Origin of the sequence: Lentzea aerocolonigenes, from assembly GCF_000974445.1 — a bacterium.
Taxonomy (GTDB): Bacteria; Actinomycetota; Actinomycetes; order Mycobacteriales; family Pseudonocardiaceae; genus Lentzea; species Lentzea aerocolonigenes.
Window position 1 is genome coordinate 86,173 of record NZ_BBOJ01000020.1, and the last position, 15,608, is coordinate 101,780.

General features: G+C 68.9%; 18 protein-coding genes. 3 read left to right on the plus strand and 15 right to left on the minus strand.

Features of this window, described 5'->3' with window-relative positions:
• Nucleotides 1-66 precede the first annotated feature (66 nt).
• The 3 genes from AOM45_RS34545 to AOM45_RS34555 are packed head-to-tail and all read right to left on the minus strand — an operon-like array spanning nucleotide 67 to nucleotide 2,173.
• Complete coding sequence (locus tag AOM45_RS34545; protein ID WP_030471775.1) at nucleotides 67-561, minus strand: hypothetical protein; 495 nt, start codon at nucleotides 559-561, stop codon at nucleotides 67-69.
• A gap of 18 nt (nucleotides 562-579) precedes the next feature.
• Complete coding sequence (locus AOM45_RS34550) at nucleotides 580-1,188, minus strand: TetR/AcrR family transcriptional regulator (protein ID WP_035912783.1); 609 nt, start codon at nucleotides 1,186-1,188, stop codon at nucleotides 580-582.
• A gap of 4 nt (nucleotides 1,189-1,192) precedes the next feature.
• A complete protein-coding gene (locus AOM45_RS34555) occupies nucleotides 1,193-2,173 on the minus strand; it encodes an aldo/keto reductase (protein ID WP_030471773.1) in 981 nt (326 codons plus the stop codon).
• 128 nt (nucleotides 2,174-2,301) lie between these two features.
• Between AOM45_RS34555 and AOM45_RS34560 the strand changes: the two genes are divergently transcribed.
• Together AOM45_RS34560 and AOM45_RS34565 are read left to right on the plus strand one after the other, a co-directional pair.
• Nucleotides 2,302-2,844 carry a winged helix-turn-helix domain-containing protein gene (locus AOM45_RS34560; protein ID WP_030471772.1) on the plus strand — a complete coding sequence of 181 codons (543 nt, stop codon included), beginning with the start codon at nucleotides 2,302-2,304 and terminating at the stop codon, nucleotides 2,842-2,844.
• A complete protein-coding gene (locus AOM45_RS34565; protein WP_030471771.1) occupies nucleotides 2,841-3,707 on the plus strand; it encodes an SRPBCC family protein in 867 nt (288 codons plus the stop codon). Before AOM45_RS34560 ends, AOM45_RS34565 begins: the two co-directional genes overlap by 4 nt.
• Before the next feature lie 167 nt (nucleotides 3,708-3,874).
• Here AOM45_RS34565 and AOM45_RS34570 read toward each other — a convergent pair whose 3' ends face one another.
• Nucleotides 3,875-4,372 carry a YqaA family protein gene (locus tag AOM45_RS34570; RefSeq protein WP_035912805.1) on the minus strand — a complete coding sequence of 166 codons (498 nt, stop codon included), beginning with the start codon at nucleotides 4,370-4,372 and terminating at the stop codon, nucleotides 3,875-3,877.
• A gap of 30 nt (nucleotides 4,373-4,402) precedes the next feature.
• On the minus strand, nucleotides 4,403-4,945 hold the full coding sequence (locus AOM45_RS34575; protein WP_030471769.1) for a GNAT family N-acetyltransferase: 543 nt from the start codon (nucleotides 4,943-4,945) through the stop codon (nucleotides 4,403-4,405).
• A gap of 70 nt (nucleotides 4,946-5,015) precedes the next feature.
• Here AOM45_RS34575 and AOM45_RS34580 point away from each other — a divergent pair, with 70 nt between their 5' ends.
• Nucleotides 5,016-6,221: a winged helix-turn-helix domain-containing protein gene (locus tag AOM45_RS34580; RefSeq protein ID WP_051784408.1), complete on the plus strand. Its 1,206-nt coding sequence runs from the start codon at nucleotides 5,016-5,018 to the stop codon at nucleotides 6,219-6,221.
• Nucleotides 6,222-6,525: 304 nt separating this feature from the next.
• Here the strand turns inward: AOM45_RS34580 and AOM45_RS34585 are convergent, their stop codons facing one another.
• The 10 genes from AOM45_RS34585 to truB form a co-directional block, all read right to left on the minus strand.
• Nucleotides 6,526-7,104, minus strand: coding sequence for a maleylpyruvate isomerase mycothiol-dependent enzyme family protein (locus tag AOM45_RS34585; protein ID WP_030471767.1), 579 nt, complete (start codon nucleotides 7,102-7,104; stop codon nucleotides 6,526-6,528).
• 66 nt (nucleotides 7,105-7,170) lie between these two features.
• Nucleotides 7,171-7,608, minus strand: a complete 438-nt coding sequence (locus AOM45_RS34590) for a tetratricopeptide repeat protein (protein ID WP_030471766.1) — start codon at nucleotides 7,606-7,608, stop codon at nucleotides 7,171-7,173.
• Nucleotides 7,605-8,342 (minus strand): 4-hydroxy-tetrahydrodipicolinate reductase, encoded by a 738-nt coding sequence (gene dapB, locus AOM45_RS34595; protein ID WP_035912778.1) that lies wholly within the window; start codon nucleotides 8,340-8,342, stop codon nucleotides 7,605-7,607. Before dapB ends, AOM45_RS34590 begins: the two co-directional genes overlap by 4 nt.
• A complete protein-coding gene (locus AOM45_RS34600) occupies nucleotides 8,339-9,640 on the minus strand; it encodes a M16 family metallopeptidase (protein ID WP_236703928.1) in 1,302 nt (433 codons plus the stop codon). The genes dapB and AOM45_RS34600 overlap by 4 nt, the downstream gene beginning before the upstream one ends.
• A 95-nt stretch (nucleotides 9,641-9,735) precedes the next feature.
• Nucleotides 9,736-11,985, minus strand: coding sequence for a polyribonucleotide nucleotidyltransferase (locus AOM45_RS34605; RefSeq protein WP_030471763.1), 2,250 nt, complete (start codon nucleotides 11,983-11,985; stop codon nucleotides 9,736-9,738).
• 229 nt (nucleotides 11,986-12,214) lie between these two features.
• Nucleotides 12,215-12,484, minus strand: a complete 270-nt coding sequence (gene rpsO / locus AOM45_RS34610; protein WP_030471762.1) for a 30S ribosomal protein S15 — start codon at nucleotides 12,482-12,484, stop codon at nucleotides 12,215-12,217.
• 127 nt (nucleotides 12,485-12,611) lie between these two features.
• Nucleotides 12,612-13,058, minus strand: a complete 447-nt coding sequence (locus tag AOM45_RS34615; protein WP_051784395.1) for a 2'-5' RNA ligase family protein — start codon at nucleotides 13,056-13,058, stop codon at nucleotides 12,612-12,614.
• A gap of 112 nt (nucleotides 13,059-13,170) precedes the next feature.
• On the minus strand, nucleotides 13,171-13,650 hold the full coding sequence (locus tag AOM45_RS34620; RefSeq protein ID WP_030471760.1) for a helix-turn-helix domain-containing protein: 480 nt from the start codon (nucleotides 13,648-13,650) through the stop codon (nucleotides 13,171-13,173).
• 84 nt (nucleotides 13,651-13,734) lie between these two features.
• On the minus strand, nucleotides 13,735-14,667 hold the full coding sequence (locus AOM45_RS34625) for a bifunctional riboflavin kinase/FAD synthetase (RefSeq protein WP_081902572.1): 933 nt from the start codon (nucleotides 14,665-14,667) through the stop codon (nucleotides 13,735-13,737).
• 42 nt (nucleotides 14,668-14,709) lie between these two features.
• Nucleotides 14,710-15,597 (minus strand): tRNA pseudouridine(55) synthase TruB, encoded by an 888-nt coding sequence (truB, locus tag AOM45_RS34630; RefSeq protein WP_030471758.1) that lies wholly within the window; start codon nucleotides 15,595-15,597, stop codon nucleotides 14,710-14,712.
• Nucleotides 15,598-15,608 lie beyond the last annotated feature (11 nt).

A 15,608-nucleotide genomic window follows, 5' to 3' on the forward strand; every position in this document is an offset into this window, starting at 1 on the left:
CGCGGGAGCCCCGCGTACTCGTTTTGAAGTACGCAGGGCCCCCGCGTGCCGAAAAAAGCCGGGCTGTCAGGGCTCCTGGAACGGTTTGGAGCCGCCGGGGACGTCGTCCGGGAAGACCGGGCAGCGGATCTCGCCGGTCAGGAACTTCCTGACGAAGCTCGAGAAGTTGCCTTCGTACGACCAGCTCTGCCGCAGGTCCGTGATCACGACGGTCCACTCGTCCGGTTCGCCGCGGGTGTACCAGAGGCAGTGGTCGCCGCCCAGCGTCGTGCCCCACGGCAGCAGACCCGGAACATCCGGATGCACCCGCAGTCCCGGCTGGCGTCTCAGCGCCCGCAGGATCTTCGGCGCCTGCGACATCCAGTTCATGAACGCGGCACGCGCGGTGGGGTGCAGGATCCGGACGTAACCGCCGACGATCAGCGGTGGATAGGCCTCGGCGAGGTGCACGTAGTCGGTCGGCAGGTCCGTGCCCGCCCGCGCCCTGACCGCGTCCCAGTCGACCGGGTCAGGACGCCTTTCTGGCGCTCCCAGCAGATCGATCCACTCGTCAGGCGGCACCGCTCACCTCCGTGACCCTCAAGCATCGCCTGCGGCACTCGGGATTCGGTTGTACCGCAGTCCAGCGATGACCAGTGAGACGACGGCGTCGAACGCGTCCTGAATGTGAGGATCCCCCCACTCCTGAGCGTGCGCCGGGTGGTGGAACTTCTCGGTCGCGTCCCACACCGCCAGAGCCGTCTTCGGCACGTCGTCGGTCACGAACTCCTGGGTATCCACTCCCGCCTGAATGATGCGAGCGACCTGCCCCACCAGGTGGTCGACGTGGTACTCGGGGATGTTCTGGCTCTCGCTCACCAGCACCCGGAACGTCGCGAACAGCTCCGGCTCGTCGACGTGCGAGTGCCTCTTGCGGTCGAAGAGCTTCTGCAGCCAGGCCCGCAACGTCTCGGCGGCGGTGAGGCCCTGGTCGAACCTCGGCTCCATCGCGACGTGGATGGCGTCGAGCCAGCGCCGCGTCACGGCCTCGCGCAACGCGGCCTTGGTCGGGAAGTGGCGGTAGACGCTGCCGTGGCTGACCCCGAGCGCCTTGGCGACGTCGACCACCGTCGCCTTGGCGGGGCCGTACCTGCGCAGCACCTCTTCGGTAGCCGCGAGGATCGCCTCCGACGTCAACGCCTCCGCCACGTACTCACCTCTCGCTGTCCAAGAAGGCCATCATCGCGGTCGGGTACCGAGTGCCCGCAGCGGCCCCTGCAGGAACAGCAGCCTCGATCTCCTGCAGTTCCCGTTCGGTGAACGTCACGTCGACGGCACCGATCGCCTCGCTCAGCCTCGCACGCTTGGTCGTGCCGACGAGAGGCACCACGTCCTCTCCGCGTGCCGCGACCCACGCGATCGCGAGCTGCGCGACCGTGACGCCCTTGTTCTGCGCGATCTGGTTGAGCTTCTCGACGAGCGCCTGGTTGTGGATCAGGTTGTCGCCCTGGAACCGAGGCGTGTGGACGCGGTAGTCGCCGCCGATAGCGGGCGGAGTGGCCGAGATCAGGCCGCGCGACAGCACCCCGTACGCGGTGATGCTGATGCCGAGCTCGCGCGTGGTCTGCAGGATCTCTCGCTCCACGCCGCGTTCGAGCAACCCGTACTCGATCTGGAGGTCGACGATCGGGTGGACGGCGTGGGCACGGCGGATGGTCTCCGCACCGACCTCGGACAGGCCGATGTGCCGGACGTACCCCTTCTCGATCTGCTCGGCGATCGCGCCGACGGTCTCCTCGATCGGCACGTTCGGGTCGAGCCGGGCGGGCCGGTAGATGTCGACGTGGTCGGTGCCGAGCCGCTCCAGCGAGTACGCCAGGAAGTTGGCCACGGCGGCCGGCCTGGTGTCGAACCCGATGAACGCGCCGTCGGCGTCGCGCATGCCGCCGAACTTGACGCTGAGCTGCACCTCGTCGCGGCGGCCCTTGATCGCCTCGTTGATGAGCAGCTCGTTGTGCCCCATGCCGTAGAAGTCACCGGTGTCGAGCAACGTGACGCCCGCGTCCATCGCCGCGTGGATGGTCGCGATGCTTTCGTCCCGGTCGGCGGGGCCGTAGGCGTCGGACATGCCCATGCAGCCCAGCCCGATGGCGGACACGATCGGGCCGGTGGCTCCGAGCTGACGCTTCTGCATTCCCGAACTCCTTCTCCTCTTCGGTGACTCCACCCTGCCCGATGGACTGACAGATTTCAATATCTGTCAGTCCATAGTTGTTGGGACGATTGACAAAAATGTTTTGAACGTTCAAAGTTGTTTTTGCGATGAGAGACGTGATCTACCTGGACCGGATGGAGCAGGCAGAGACCCTGCTCAAGCCGCAGCGCGTGGAGGTGCTGCGGCAGCTCGCCGCGCCGCGTTCGTGCACCGAGGTCGCCGAGGTGCTCGACCAGACGCCGCAACGCGTGCACTACCACGTGAAACAGCTGGTCAAGGCCGGTCTCGCGACCCAGGTCGCCGAACGCAGGGTGCGCGGCGTCCAAGAAGGCCTCTACCAGGCGGTGGCGCGGTCGTACTGGCTGTCGCCGCGACTGGTCGGCCGGATCGGTTCGCGCGACGAACTCGCGCTGGGGCACCTCGTGGACCTCGCCGAGCAGATCCAGGTCGACGTGGCGGCGCTGGACCGGTCGTCCGAACTGCCGTCAGTGGGCGTGTCCGGCGAGATCCGCGTCCGCCCGGAAGACCGCCAGCAGTTCCTCGCCGAGCTGCAGACGACGTTGCAGGACCTCTTCACCCGATACGGCGGCGCGGAAGGGGATGCGTTCCGCATCGCGCTCGCCTGCTACCCGAAGGGAGACAACCGATGAGCACGGGAGTTGTCCGCGTTCGCACCACCGCGCCCGTCGCCCGCGTCTACGAGGCCTTGACGACCACCGAGGGCCTGCGGACGTGGCTCGCCGAGCACGCCGCCGTGGACCTCGCGCAGGGGACGTTCGAGTTCTGGGGGCGCTACACGCCGGAAGGTGAGCGGGGCCGGCAGAAGCTCCTGAGCGTCGACGACACGTCGGTGAGCTTCTCGTGGTTCTTCTTCGACGAGAACTACACGGTCTCGCTCGGGATCGAGGAACGCGACGGCGAGACGGTGATCGCCATGACGCAGTCCCCGTACCCGTCCTGGGGCCCGGGAGACGACCAGGCCGAGATCGTCCAGACGTTCTGGGCACTCGTGCTGGCGAACCTGGTCGAGCACGTCGAGGGCAGGCCGGTGTTCGGGTTCTGCGACTTCTCGACGCCCGAGCAGCGGTTCGAGACCGACATCGCGGCTTCCCCCGAGGCGATCATCGACGCGCTGATCGACCCGGACGTGTTCGCGCGGTGGTTCGGAGCCCGCATGGAGATCGAGCCGCACGTCGGCGGCCGGTGGACGATGGGCAGCCTCGAGACCGACGAGACGCCGGCGAAGATCCTCGCTTTGGACTCGGAGCACTTCACGCTGGAGTTCCAGGAGGGGATGGTCGCGTCCTGGGAGCTGAAGGGCTCCGAGGGCAAGACGCACCTGACGTTCGTGCAGAGCGGGTTCGACGCCGCCAACCCGCCGTACGGGCCGTGGCTGGGCTGGCTCAGCGGGTTCGCGGACCTCAAGCGCATGCTGGAGGTGCCGAACTGGCGTCCGATGTGGCACTCGATGGAGATGCCTGGCCTGCCCGACGGCGTTCTCACTCTTGAATGATCGGGCGTGAAACAGCGGGTGAGAGCCAGATCATTCGGTTCTCACCCGTTTGCGCCTGTCTTTCATCGGCGGCGGATCGATATCGTTAAGTTCGTGCTCGATTCAGCCCGCATCGCCGTTGCCAGTTTGCTGATCGCCTTCTCCGTGACGGCGTCGATCTTGTTCAGCTAGAACCAGGCCATGATCACGGCCGGCGAGGCCGCGAGGAAGCTGAACCTCGCGAAGCGGCCCGCCATGCCGGTCACGACGAACATCGCCGTGGACATGCCCGCGAACCCGGCGAGAACACTCGTCGCCATGAACGGCGGCACCCCTACCAGTGAACTCACCGCGTGCGTGCCGGCCATCCAGTTCGGGTGCGCCCGGCACCTCACGTGGATCCAGGCGTTCCAGCGGTGGACGCGCGTGCCCGGCCCGAACCAGCGCTTCAGCCGTGACGGCTTGTCCTTCGGCTTGAGGTGCAGGAACTTCGGCAGGTGGATGTCGCCGCGCGCCGCGTAGAAGTAGAGCAGCTTGCCCAGCACCTGGCCGACGGCCACGGCGAGGCCGACGATCCAGAACGAGACGTCCGGCCAGCGCGTGCAGAGTCCCAGCACGAACATCTCGATGCTGATCAGGGGAACCACCGCTGAGCCGAGCGCGACCCCGAAGGCGAGGCCAACCAAGGCGAGCACCCGCCCGAGGCTACACACATCTCAGTCGCCGAGGCGGACCTCCAGCGGCCCGGACACCCGGATCTCGCGCAACGGACGCCCGCCCGCGTCCAACGTGCGGACCGTGCCGTCACCCGTCCAGCCGAGTCGTTCGTAGAAGTTGCGCGACGCCTTGTCGGCCTCGGGCACCCACGCGATGCCCCGCGTCGCGCCCGCCTCGCTCAGGCGCCTGCACGCTTCCGCGACCAGCCGCGTGCCGTGACCGCGACGCCCCCAGCGCGGTTCGACGAGAACACTGAGCAGTGCGGTCGTGGCGGCGTCCTGCGGCAGCGACCCGTCGGCCTTGGCGACCTCGTCGTCCGGCGCCTTGCTGGCGACGACGAACCCGACGGTCCACTCCCCTTCGACGGCCTTGAGCACTGCTCCCTGCTGGACTGCCAGCCCCCACGCCTCGTCGGTGTCGAGCGTGTCAAGCACCTCCGGCGGCAACAGCTGGGCGTAGGCGAGGCGCCACGTCTCCCGGTGGATGCGGACGATCTCGGGAAGATCAGCTGCGGTGGCGGTGTGCACGCCGGCGTCGGCCATAACCGCACCTTATCGACGCCGCCGCGCAGAATTGTCAGGGGTGCGTGGCAACATCGGCCGGGTGCAGAGGATGAGTGCGGACGTGGCCCGCCGGATCGCGCTGGGCGCGCAGGGTTTCACCGACCTGAGGCCGTCGGCGGCCACGCGCAGGCACCTGCAACGGGTGCTGTCGCGCGTGCAGCTGTTGCAGATCGACTCCGTGAACGTGGCCGTGCGCGCGCACTACATGCCGTTGTTCTCGCGGTTGGGTTCCTACGACCCGTCCCTGCTGGACGACGCGGCGTGGACCCACACATCGCGCAAGCCCCGCATGCTCGTCGAGACCTGGGCCCACGAGGCGTCATTGGTGCCGGTCCTCGACTGGCCGTTGTTCCACTCGGGAGCCAAGAAGCGCGGCTGGTGGCAGAACTACCAGGCGATCCTCGAACGCTCGCCCCAGCTCGTGGACGAGGTCCTGGCCGCGGTGAAGGAACTGGGCCCGATCGGCGCCGGTGCCCTGGAGAAGGCCCTGGTCGGTGACTCGGGCCGGTCGAAGGGCCCGTGGTGGGACTGGTCCGAGGTCAAACGGGTGTGCGAGGTCCTGTTCGGCGTCGGCGTCCTGACCACGGGCACGCGCCGCTCGTTCGAACGGCTCTACGACCTCACCGAACGCGTGATCCCGCCGGAGGTTCTGGCGCAGAAGTGGACACCCGAGGAGGGCGCCCGCGAACTGGTCCTGCGCTCCGCCGTGGCCCTGGGCGTGGCCACCGAACCAGACCTGCGCGACTACTACCGCCTCGACCCGCGCCGCTCACAGGCGGCGGTGGCGTCCCTGGTGGAGGAAGGCGTCCTGGAACCGGTGTCGGTCGACGGCTGGCGAGGCGTCGGCTACCGGCACGTCGAGGCGAAGGCGCCGCGGCGGGTGGCAGGCCGCGCGTTGCTGTGCCCGTTCGACCCGCTGATCTGGGAACGCGCGCGAACCGAGCGCATCTTCGGCTTCCGGTACCGCATCGAGATCTACGTGCCGGAGCCACGCCGGGTGCACGGCTACTACGTGTTCCCGTTCCTGCTGGACGGTCAGCTGGTGGGCCGCGTGGACCTGAAGGCGGACCGCGCGGCGGGGGTGCTGCGGGTGCAGTCGGCCTGGTCCGAGGAAGGTGTGGAGCGCCCGCGGGTGGCGGCGGAGCTGGCCGGGGAGCTGAAGCACATGGCTGAGTGGCTGGGACTGGAGGACGTGCTGGTGGTGCAGAAGGGGGATCTGGCGGCGGAACTGGCCGTGGCGGTCGCGCACGGCTGACCGCGCCGGTCTGGGAAGGCTCGGGCAAAGTCGTTTCGGATCGTCAGAGGCTCCGGTGCCGGTCTCACGGCGGCCGTCAGCGAGCGCCGCACGCTGACCGAATTTGCCGAAACCCCTTTCGTTCCACCGCGCTCAGCACCACCGACGGGGATCAGGCTCAGACCGGCGGGCCCTGCCAGCGCCAGCCGGTCTGCGGCTCACAGCCCGGCCTCACGACGCCCGCCAACGAGCGCCGAGCGACCTCGCCGACACCAAAGCCGACACCCCTTCCGTTCCGCCCCCGCTCAGCGCCACCGGCGAGAGTTCAGACCGGCGGTCCCTGCCAGCGCCAACCGGTCTGCGGCTCACGGCCGGGCAGGCTGGTGCGGTTGGTGGCCCACAGCAGCCCGGTCCAGGGATCCACGTCGAGATCGTCGTGGGGGAACATCCTCGCGAGCACGCGAGCACATACGTCGCGTTGCGGGTCGAGCCTCAGGCCGAGGCCGCGGGCGATGTCCTCGCCGTGCACCAGCGCTTCGACGCAGCCCATGCCCGCGAAGTGCGCCGGGTCGGCCATGCCGGTGGGGTGGTAGGCGCGCACGGACGGCGGCGTCGTCCGCACGACCGAGGCGAGGATCCTGCCGCCGGTCACCGCGAACTCCAGCACTTCGGCCGGGCTCGCCTCTTCATCCGCGACGGCGAGGAACCGCACGTAGCGGGCATCGGGCTGGGCGACGAGCTGTGCCGCGTAGGACAACAGGCAGTCGCCGACGTGTTCAGCGGTCTGCCGGCAGTTCCACTCCCCCGTACCGGGCGAGATCACCCAGTCCCGGCCGGTCGCGGGGCCGAGCGTGTCGAGCAGGCAGGAGACAGCCGCGTCGAGGTCGTCAGCGGTTACCGTCACCGCCGCAGAATAGTGCGCAGGGCGGACGCGTTGGACACGTCCGCCCTGGTCAACACCCCGGCAAGGTCAGGAGTGCAGCTCGATCGCCTTCCGCATGGTCTCGCGCGCCCGCCCGCGGTCCCCCGCGATGTCGTACGCGTACGCGAGCCGGAACCACGCCCGCCAGTCCTCCGGCGAGGCCTCGACCTCAGCCCTCCGTTCCTCGAACCACGAGTCGGCAGCGTCCCGGTCCACGCGCCCCGACGGCCGCCGGGGCAGGTGCGAGACGTCCGGCAGCAGCCCGTCCGCGTCGAGCTCGCGGGCCATCTTCTCGGTCTCCCAACCGAAACGCAGGTTGGAGTACACGAGCCACACGCCGAGCAGCGGCAGGATCAGCACGCCCACGCCGAGCAGCACGCCGACCACCGAGCCGGTCTGCAGCAGAGCCACCGCGCGGCCGGCGAGCAGGACGAAGTAGACCGCGAGCGCCGCGATCAGCACCCCGACCGTGATGCGAACCTTCACAGGTCGAGGTACTTGTCGAGACCGACCGCGAGACCGGGACGACCCACGATCTCCCGGACACCCAGGACCACGCCCGGCATGAACGACGTCCGGTGCAGCGAGTCCTGACGGATCGTCAGCGTCTCGCTCTCACCGCCGAACACGACCTCCTGGTGCGCGATCATCCCGGAGATCCGCAGCGAGTGGACCCGCACGCCGTCGACGACGGCACCGCGCGCGCCCGGCTCCTCCTGCGTGGTCGCGTCGGGCATCGGGTCCATGCCCTCACGCGCCGCCGCGATCAAACGAGCCGTGTGCGCCGCCGTGCCGGACGGGGCGTCCGCCTTGCGCGGGTGGTGCAGCTCGATGATCTCGGCCGACTCGTAGTAGCGGGCCGCGATCTCCGAGAAGCGCATCAGCAGGACGGCGCCGATGCCGAAGTTCGGCGCGACGAGCACGCCGACCTCCGGCTTGTCCGAAAGCAGGGCCTCGACCGCGGCCAGCTTCGCGTTGTCGAAACCGGAAGTGCCCACGACGCAGTGGATTCCGGCCGCGATGCAGAACTCCAGGTTCCCCATCACGACGTCGGGGTGCGTGAAGTCGACGACGACCTGCACCCCGGAGTCCACCAGGGCCTGCAACGAGTCGTCGGCGTCGATCGCCGCCACGACCTCCATGTCCTTCGCGGCCTCGACCGCGCGGACGACCTCGGAACCCATGCGGCCCCGCGCGCCGAGAACTCCGACGCGAATCATGCAATCACCTCGTGTACCTGGTCCGGCAGATCGTCGGCGTGATCGTAAGGGCCGACCACGGCCGCGGCGACGGGACGGCGCAGCAGATCACGTGCGAGCAGCGCCACTTCGTCCGCGGACACCGCGTCGATGCGAGCCAACGTGTCTTCCACGCTCAGGTGGTCGCCGTAGTTCAGTTCGGACTTGCCGATGCGCGACATGCGGGAACTGGTGTCCTCCAGGCCCAGCACGAGAGCACCGCGCAGCTGTCCCTTGCCGCGCGCCACCTCCGCGTCCGACAGGCCACCCCGCGCGACGTCCACGAGCACCTCGCGGATCACGCCCGCGGTCTCGCCCAGCCGGTCCGGCTGGCAGCCCGCGTAGACGGAGAACGTGCCGGTGTCCGCGTACAGGCCGACCGACGAGTACACCTGGTACGCCAGGCCTCGGCGCTCGCGCACCTCCTGGAACAACCGGGAGCTCATGCCGCCGCCGATCGCCGCGTTGAGCACGTTCAGCGCGAACCGGCGCTCGTCGTGGCGGTCCAGGCCCTTCATGCCGAGCATCAGGTGCGCCTGCTCGGTGTCGTCGGTGTGCAGCACCAGCTTGCGCGCGTCGGCGATGCGCGCACGACCCGCCCGCGGCGCGACCGCGGTGCCCTCCCGCGACAGCCGGTCGCCGATCGCCTTGCGCACCAGACGCATCACGTGCGCGTGCTCGATGTTGCCGGCGACCGAGAACACCATGCGCGGCAACGTGTAGCGCTTCTTGTAGAACGAGAAGAGGTTGTCCCTCTCCATGTTCTGAATGGACTTCTCGGTGCCGAGCACCGGCCGGCCCAGCGCGTGCCCGCCGAACAACGCCTCGATGAACGCGTCGTGCAGCAGGTCCTCGGGATCGTCGTCGCGCATCGCGATCTCTTCGAGCACGACACCGCGTTCGGTCTCGAAGTCACGCGGACCGCAGATCGCCTCGAACACCACGTCCGCGACCAGGTCCACCGCGAGCGGCAGGTCCTCGTCCAGGACGTGCGCGTAGTAGCAGGTGTGCTCCTTGGCGGTGAACGCGTTCAGCTCGCCGCCGACCGCGTCGATCTCCTCCGCGATGGCCGCCGCCGAACGCCGCGAGGTTCCCTTGAACAGCAGGTGTTCCAGGTAGTGCGCGGCACCCGCGACCTCGGGCCGTTCGTCACGGGACCCGACCTGCACCCACAGCCCGACCGAGGCGGACCGCACGCTCGGGATGCGCTCGGTGATGACCCGCAGGCCCGAAGGCAGCATGCTGCGCCGCACCTCGGATCCCGCGGACGTCTCGAGCACCCGCGTGCTGCCCGGCTTCTGGAGGTGCCCAGGCGTTGCAGTACGCGGACGGCCGCGGGTGGATGCACCCGCGGCCGTCACGTTGTCTGTCGCACTCACTGCGCGGGAGCCGCCTCAGCGGCCTCAGCCGGAGCCTCGGCAGCGGGAGCCGCCGGCTTGGCATCCGCTGCGTCGTCATCGGACACGACGATCAGGCTGATCTTGCCGCGCTGGTCGATGTCGGCGATCTCGACGCGGAGCTTGTCGCCGACCTTGACGACGTCCTCCACCTTCGCGATGCGCTTGCCGTTGCCCAGCTTCGAGATGTGGACGAGGCCGTCCTTGCCGGGCAGCAGCGAGACGAACGCGCCGAACGCGGCCGTCTTCACCACGGTGCCCAGGAAGCGCTCGCCGACCTTCGGCAGCTGCGGGTTCGCGATCGCGTTGATCATGCCGATCGCGGCCTCGGCCGAGGGGCCGTCCGCCGCACCGACGTAGATCGTGCCGTCGTCCTCGATGGAGATGTCGGCACCGGTCTGCTCGGTGATCGAGTTGATCATCTTGCCCTTCGGGCCGATGACCTCGCCGATCTTGTCGGTCGGGATCTTGACCGACGTGACGCGCGGAGCGAAGGCGCTCATCTCGTCCGGGTCGGAGATGGCCTCGGCCATGACCTCCAGGATGGTGTAGCGCGCGTCGCGGGCCTGGCCCAGCGCCTGCGCCAGCACCTCGGACGGGATGCCGTCGAGCTTCGTGTCGAGCTGCAGCGCCGTCACGAACTCCTTGGTGCCCGCGACCTTGAAGTCCATGTCGCCGAACGCGTCCTCGGCACCGAGGATGTCGGTCAGCGCCACGTACTCGGTCTTGCCGTCGACCTCGTCGGAGACGAGACCCATCGCGATGCCGGAGACCGGCGCCTTCAGCGGGACACCCGCGTTGAGCAGCGACAGGGTCGAGGCGCAGACCGAACCCATGGACGTCGAGCCGTTGGAGCCGAGAGCCTCGGACACCTGGCGGATCGCGTACGGGAACTCGTCACGCTTCGGGAGCACCGGCATGAGCGCGCGCTCGGCCAGTGCGCCGTGGCCGATCTCGCGGCGCTTCGGCGAACCCACGCGGCCGGTCTCACCGGTCGAGTAGGGCGGGAAGTTGTAGTGGTGCAGGTAGCGCTTGTGCGTCTCGGGAGACAGCGAGTCGATCTGCTGCTCCATGCGCAGCATGTTCAGCGTGGTGACACCCAGGATCTGGGTCTCGCCGCGCTCGAACAGCGCCGAACCGTGCGTCCTCGGGATCACGGCCACCTCGGCACCCAGGTCGCGGATGTCGGTGAGGCCGCGGCCGTCGATGCGGACCTTGTCGCGCAGGATCCGCTGGCGCACGAGCTTCTTGGTCAGCGAGCGGAACGCGGCGCCGACCTCCTTCTCGCGACCCTCGAACTGCTCGGCCAGCTTGTCCAGCGTGGCGGCCTTGATCTCGTCGAGCTTCTCCTCGCGCTCCTGCTTGCCCGCGATGGTCAGCGCCTGCGCGAGCTCACCGGAAGCGGCCGACTCGACGGCCTCGAACGCGTCGGCCTGGTAGGCCGGGTACGTCGGGTACTCACCGGTCTCCTTGGCGGCGACCTGCGCGAGCTGCGCCTGCGCCTCGCAGAGGACCTTGATGAACGGCTTGGCGGCCTCGAGACCCGCGGCCACGACCTCCTCGGTGGGGGCGACGGCGCCCTCGCCGATCAGGTCGATCACGTTCTCGGTGGCCTCGGCCTCGACCATCATGATCGCGACGTCGCCGGACTCGACCACGCGACCCGCGACGACCATGTCGAACACGGCCTTCTCGAGCTGCTCGTGCGTCGGGAACGCGACCCACTGGCCCTCGATCAGCGCCACGCGGACGCCACCGATCGGGCCGGAGAACGGCAGGCCGGCGAGCTGCGTGGACGCGGACGCGGCGTTGATCGCCACGACGTCGTACAGGTCGGCCGGGTTGAGGCTCATGACCGTGATGACGACCTGGATCTCGTTGCGCAGACCGTCCACGAAGGACGGGCGCAGAGGACGGTCGATCAGGCGGCAGGTCAGGATCGCGTCCGTGCTCGGACGGCCCTCACGCCGGAAGAACGAGCCGGGGATGCGGCCCGCGGCGTACATGCGCTCCTCGACGTCCACCGTGAGGGGGAAGAAGTCGAAGTGCTCCTTGGGCTGCTTCGACGCCGTGGTGGCGGAGAGCAGCATCGTCTCGTCGTCCAGGTACGCGACCACGCTTCCGGCGGCCTGGCGCGCGAGGCGCCCGGTCTCGAAGCGGATGGTGCGCGAGCCGAACTTGCCGTTGTCGATTACGGCAGTCGCCTCGTGGACTTCAGTGTCCGTCATTTACTTGTTACTCCTCGTCTTTTGGACACCGCACACGCGTCTTGACGAGGCCGGTCTTCGATCGAAGTCCCCTGGGGCGTTCCACCAGGGGGCCACTACCGAGGACCGGCGCGGAAACTGCTTCGCGCGATGCGGGCCCTGTTTTGTTCCTCTTTCAACCAGGGATCTGTATACACCCGGTTGTACGCCGAGGGGGAGTGACCGGCCGGTCACTCCCCCTCGGCAAGTATCACCTGCGCAGACCGAGGCGCTGGATCAGCGCGCGGTAGCGGTTGATGTCCACCTTGGTCAGGTAGTTCAGCAGACGGCGGCGACGGCCGACCATCAGCAGAAGACCGCGGCGGGAGTGGTGGTCGTGCTTGTGCTGCTTGAGGTGCTCCGTGAGGTCAGCGATGCGCTTGCTCAGCAGGGCCACCTGCGCCTCGGTCGAGCCGGTGTCGCTGTCGTGCAGACCGTACTCACCGAGGATGGACTTCTTCTGCTCCGTGGACAGTGCCACTAGGTACTTCTCCTACTTGTTCAGGTCCGTGCGGCCCCACGCCCGCCGAATTGCTGGCCGGGGTAGCCGGTACTGGCCGCCACGGACCGCAGCCAGACCCAACTGGGAAGGCTATCAGGCACGGTGCTCAGCGGCGCGCTGACGTGCGCAACCCCACCCGTGTGAGGGGCGTGTACACACCGTCCGCACTGCTCACGAGCACCGCTTCCGACGGCTGCCACGGACTGCTCAGGAAGGCCGGCATCGGCTGTCCCCGGTATCCGTAGGCCACCGTCAGGTGCGCGAACCAATTGTCGTCCGCGCCCGCTGCCCTTGCCAACTGATTTAAGTCGCCGTCTATTCCGGCCCACAGGACCGTGTCGCGGAAGGTGCCGAAGTTCCTCAGCCGGATTTCCGGCACCTCGTGCCCTTCGAGGGCTTTGAAGCGTTCCTCATCTGCGGTTTCGCCGTGAAAGCACAACGTGATGTGCCACTTTTCCGGCTTGGTCCACTTCACGTCCGGGCCGCGGTCGAGCACGGCCCGGAGCTCGTCCACCACGTGCAGCGGCGGGTAGAGCGCGGTGAAGAACTTCATCGCGCTCGCGCGATCCCGGGGGTCTGGGGGTCGCTCCCCAGAAGACACTGCGAGCGACGTGGTCCGCGCTGTCCGCGGACACACGTCCCCTGAGCGAGCGCGGTGAAGAACTTCACCGCGTGGCGGCACGGATGGCGCGCCGGAACAGCTCCGCGATCGCCGGGAAGTCGTCGGACAGCATGTCCGCGGCCTGCTGCAGCTCGGTGCGGTCGGCGATGCGGCGCAGCACCGGGTACGCGACGCTCTCGTCGCCGTTGACCGGCAGCGAGTCGCGCGACACGGTCGGCTTGGACTCGCGCACGTCGTCGAGCGCGCGCTGCAACGCCTCCGGAGCCCCTGTCGCCACGTCCGGCGTGAGGACCTTGCGCTCCAGCATGATCATCCGCGCGAGCACGGACGGGTTGCCGATCTTGGCGCGGCGGCCGCTCATCACCTGGCTGAGCATCGGCGCGCTGATCCCCAGCACGTCCGCGAGCTGAGCCTGGGACACGTTGAAGGCCACGACGAGCCGGCGCACCCGATCGCCCAAGGGCTCCCCGTACCACTCCCGCTGCAGCGCGAGGTTGCGCTGCACGATCTTGTGGTCCTCCACCTCAGCCTCTCCCGTAGCCCGCACTCCGACCCGCATCCTGCCAGCCCGCGAACGCCCCCACGTCCGCTTCGCCCAATCTGACGGTCACGACTCGGCCAGCAGTTCCCTCGTTCGGTCTACATCGCGGTGCATTTGTTCGAGAAGCGCCTCGACGGAGTCGAACTTCTCCATCTCGCGCAACCGGTCGACGAAGTCCACCGCGACCCGCTGCCCGTAGTAGTCCTCGTCCACGTCCAGCACGAACGCCTCGACCCGCCGCTCCCGCCCGGAGAACGTCGGGTTCGTCCCCACACTCACCGCGGCCTTGAGCTTCTTGCCCTTGGCATCGGTGAACCAGCACGCGTAGATGCCATCGGCCGGCACCGCCGCGAACTTGGGCGTCGACAGGTTGGCCGTCGGGAACCCCAGGTCCTTCCCCCGCCCGTCGCCCTTGACGACGATGCCCTCGAGCCGGTGCGGCCGGCCCAGCGCCTCCGCCGCCGCCTTCACGTCCCCGGCGTCGATGCACGCCCGGACGTAGGTCGACGAGTAGGTCACCTCTTCCGCGGACACCAGATCAGCCCCCTCCGTCACGAATCCGAACCGCTGCCCGAGCCGGCGCAGCAACGCGACGTTACCGGCAGCCTTGTGCCCGAAGGTGAAGTTCTCACCCACCACGACAGCGGCCGCGTGCAGCTTCTCGACGAGCACCTCGTGCACGAACTCGTCCGCGGGCATGCGGGAGGTCTCGAGGCTGAACGGCACGACGACGAAGTGGTCGATGCCGAGCTCCTCCACCAGCTCCGCCCTGCGCCGCAGCGTCGTCAGCTGCGCGGGGTGGCTGCCGGGCCGCACGACCTCGGACGGGTGCGGGTCGAACGTCATCAGGACGCTCGGCAGACCGCGCTCGTCCGCGAGCTCGACGGCCCTGCCGATGAGGGCTTGATGGCCTTTGTGGACACCGTCGAAAACACCGATGGTGACCACGCAGCGGCCCCAGCCGCCGGGGAGGTGATCCAGACCGCGCCAGCGTTGCACGGTGATCAGCCTACGTCGGCGCCCCCGCGCTCGGCAGCGGACCTAGCCGGCGGGGCTCAGCACCACCACGGGCTTGCACGCGGTGCCCTCGTCCTTGGCCAGCGCGATGACGTGCCCGTCGGGCCCGAACACGCCGTACGTCCCGTCGATCCCGCCCGCCTTGAGCCGCTGCCCGTGCGAGAGCGCCGACGCCTCCTGCGGGTTGATCTCGCGGCGCGGGAACGCCGTGGCCACGGCCGAGTCGAGGTCCAGCGACAGGCCGGGCGTCTCCTCCAGCTGCTCCAGCGTCCGGGCCACGCGCAGGTCGAACGGCCCGACCCTGGTGCGCCGCAACGCACCCAGGTGCCCACCGACACCCAGCGCGGCACCGAGGTCGCGTGCCAACGCGCGCACGTACGTCCCGGAGGAGCACTCGACCATCACGTCGAGCAGAACGGTCTTGTCCTCACGGCGCGTGAACAGCACATCGAACCGATGCACCGTCACGGGCCGTGCGGGAATCTCAACCTGCTCACCGGCACGCACCCGCGCGTAAGCCCGCTTGCCGTCGATCTTCACCGCCGACACCGCGGAAGGCACCTGCTGGATCGGCCCGGTGAGCTTGGCCACCTCGGCGGCGATCGCGTCGTCGGCCACGTCAGAAGCGTCCACAGTGGACAAGACCTCGCCCTCGGCGTCGTCCGTGGTGGTGGACGCCCCGAGCACGATCGTCGCGAGGTAGGCCTTGCTGTCGAGCGCGAGGTGACCGAGCAGCTTCGTGGCCCGCTCGATGCCGAGCACGAGCACACCCGTGGCCATGGGGTCGAGCGTGCCGGCGTGCCCGACCTTGCGGGTGCCGAGAATCCTGCGCACACGCGCCACCACGTCGTGCGAGGTCATGCCGTCCGGCTTGTCGACGACGACCAGGCCCGGTGCAACAGAGGGTTTCACGGCCGGAAAGC

What these genes read in the sequence shown, in the direction of transcription:
- AOM45_RS34555 (WP_030471773.1), bottom strand. Translation starts at nt 2,173, where the DNA reads ATGCAGAAGCGTCAGCTCGGAGCCACCGGCCCGATCGTGTCCGCCATC.
- AOM45_RS34560 (WP_030471772.1), top strand. Translation starts at nt 2,302, where the DNA reads ATGAGAGACGTGATCTACCTGGACCGGATGGAGCAGGCAGAGACCCTG.
- AOM45_RS34565 (WP_030471771.1), top strand. Translation starts at nt 2,841, where the DNA reads ATGAGCACGGGAGTTGTCCGCGTTCGCACCACCGCGCCCGTCGCCCGC.
- AOM45_RS34575 (WP_030471769.1), bottom strand. Translation starts at nt 4,945, where the DNA reads ATGGCCGACGCCGGCGTGCACACCGCCACCGCAGCTGATCTTCCCGAG.
- AOM45_RS34580 (WP_051784408.1), top strand. Translation starts at nt 5,016, where the DNA reads ATGAGTGCGGACGTGGCCCGCCGGATCGCGCTGGGCGCGCAGGGTTTC.
- dapB (WP_035912778.1), bottom strand. Translation starts at nt 8,342, where the DNA reads ATGATTCGCGTCGGAGTTCTCGGCGCGCGGGGCCGCATGGGTTCCGAG.
- AOM45_RS34605 (WP_030471763.1), bottom strand. Translation starts at nt 11,985, where the DNA reads ATGACGGACACTGAAGTCCACGAGGCGACTGCCGTAATCGACAACGGC.
- AOM45_RS34615 (WP_051784395.1), bottom strand. Translation starts at nt 13,058, where the DNA reads ATGAAGTTCTTCACCGCGCTCTACCCGCCGCTGCACGTGGTGGACGAG.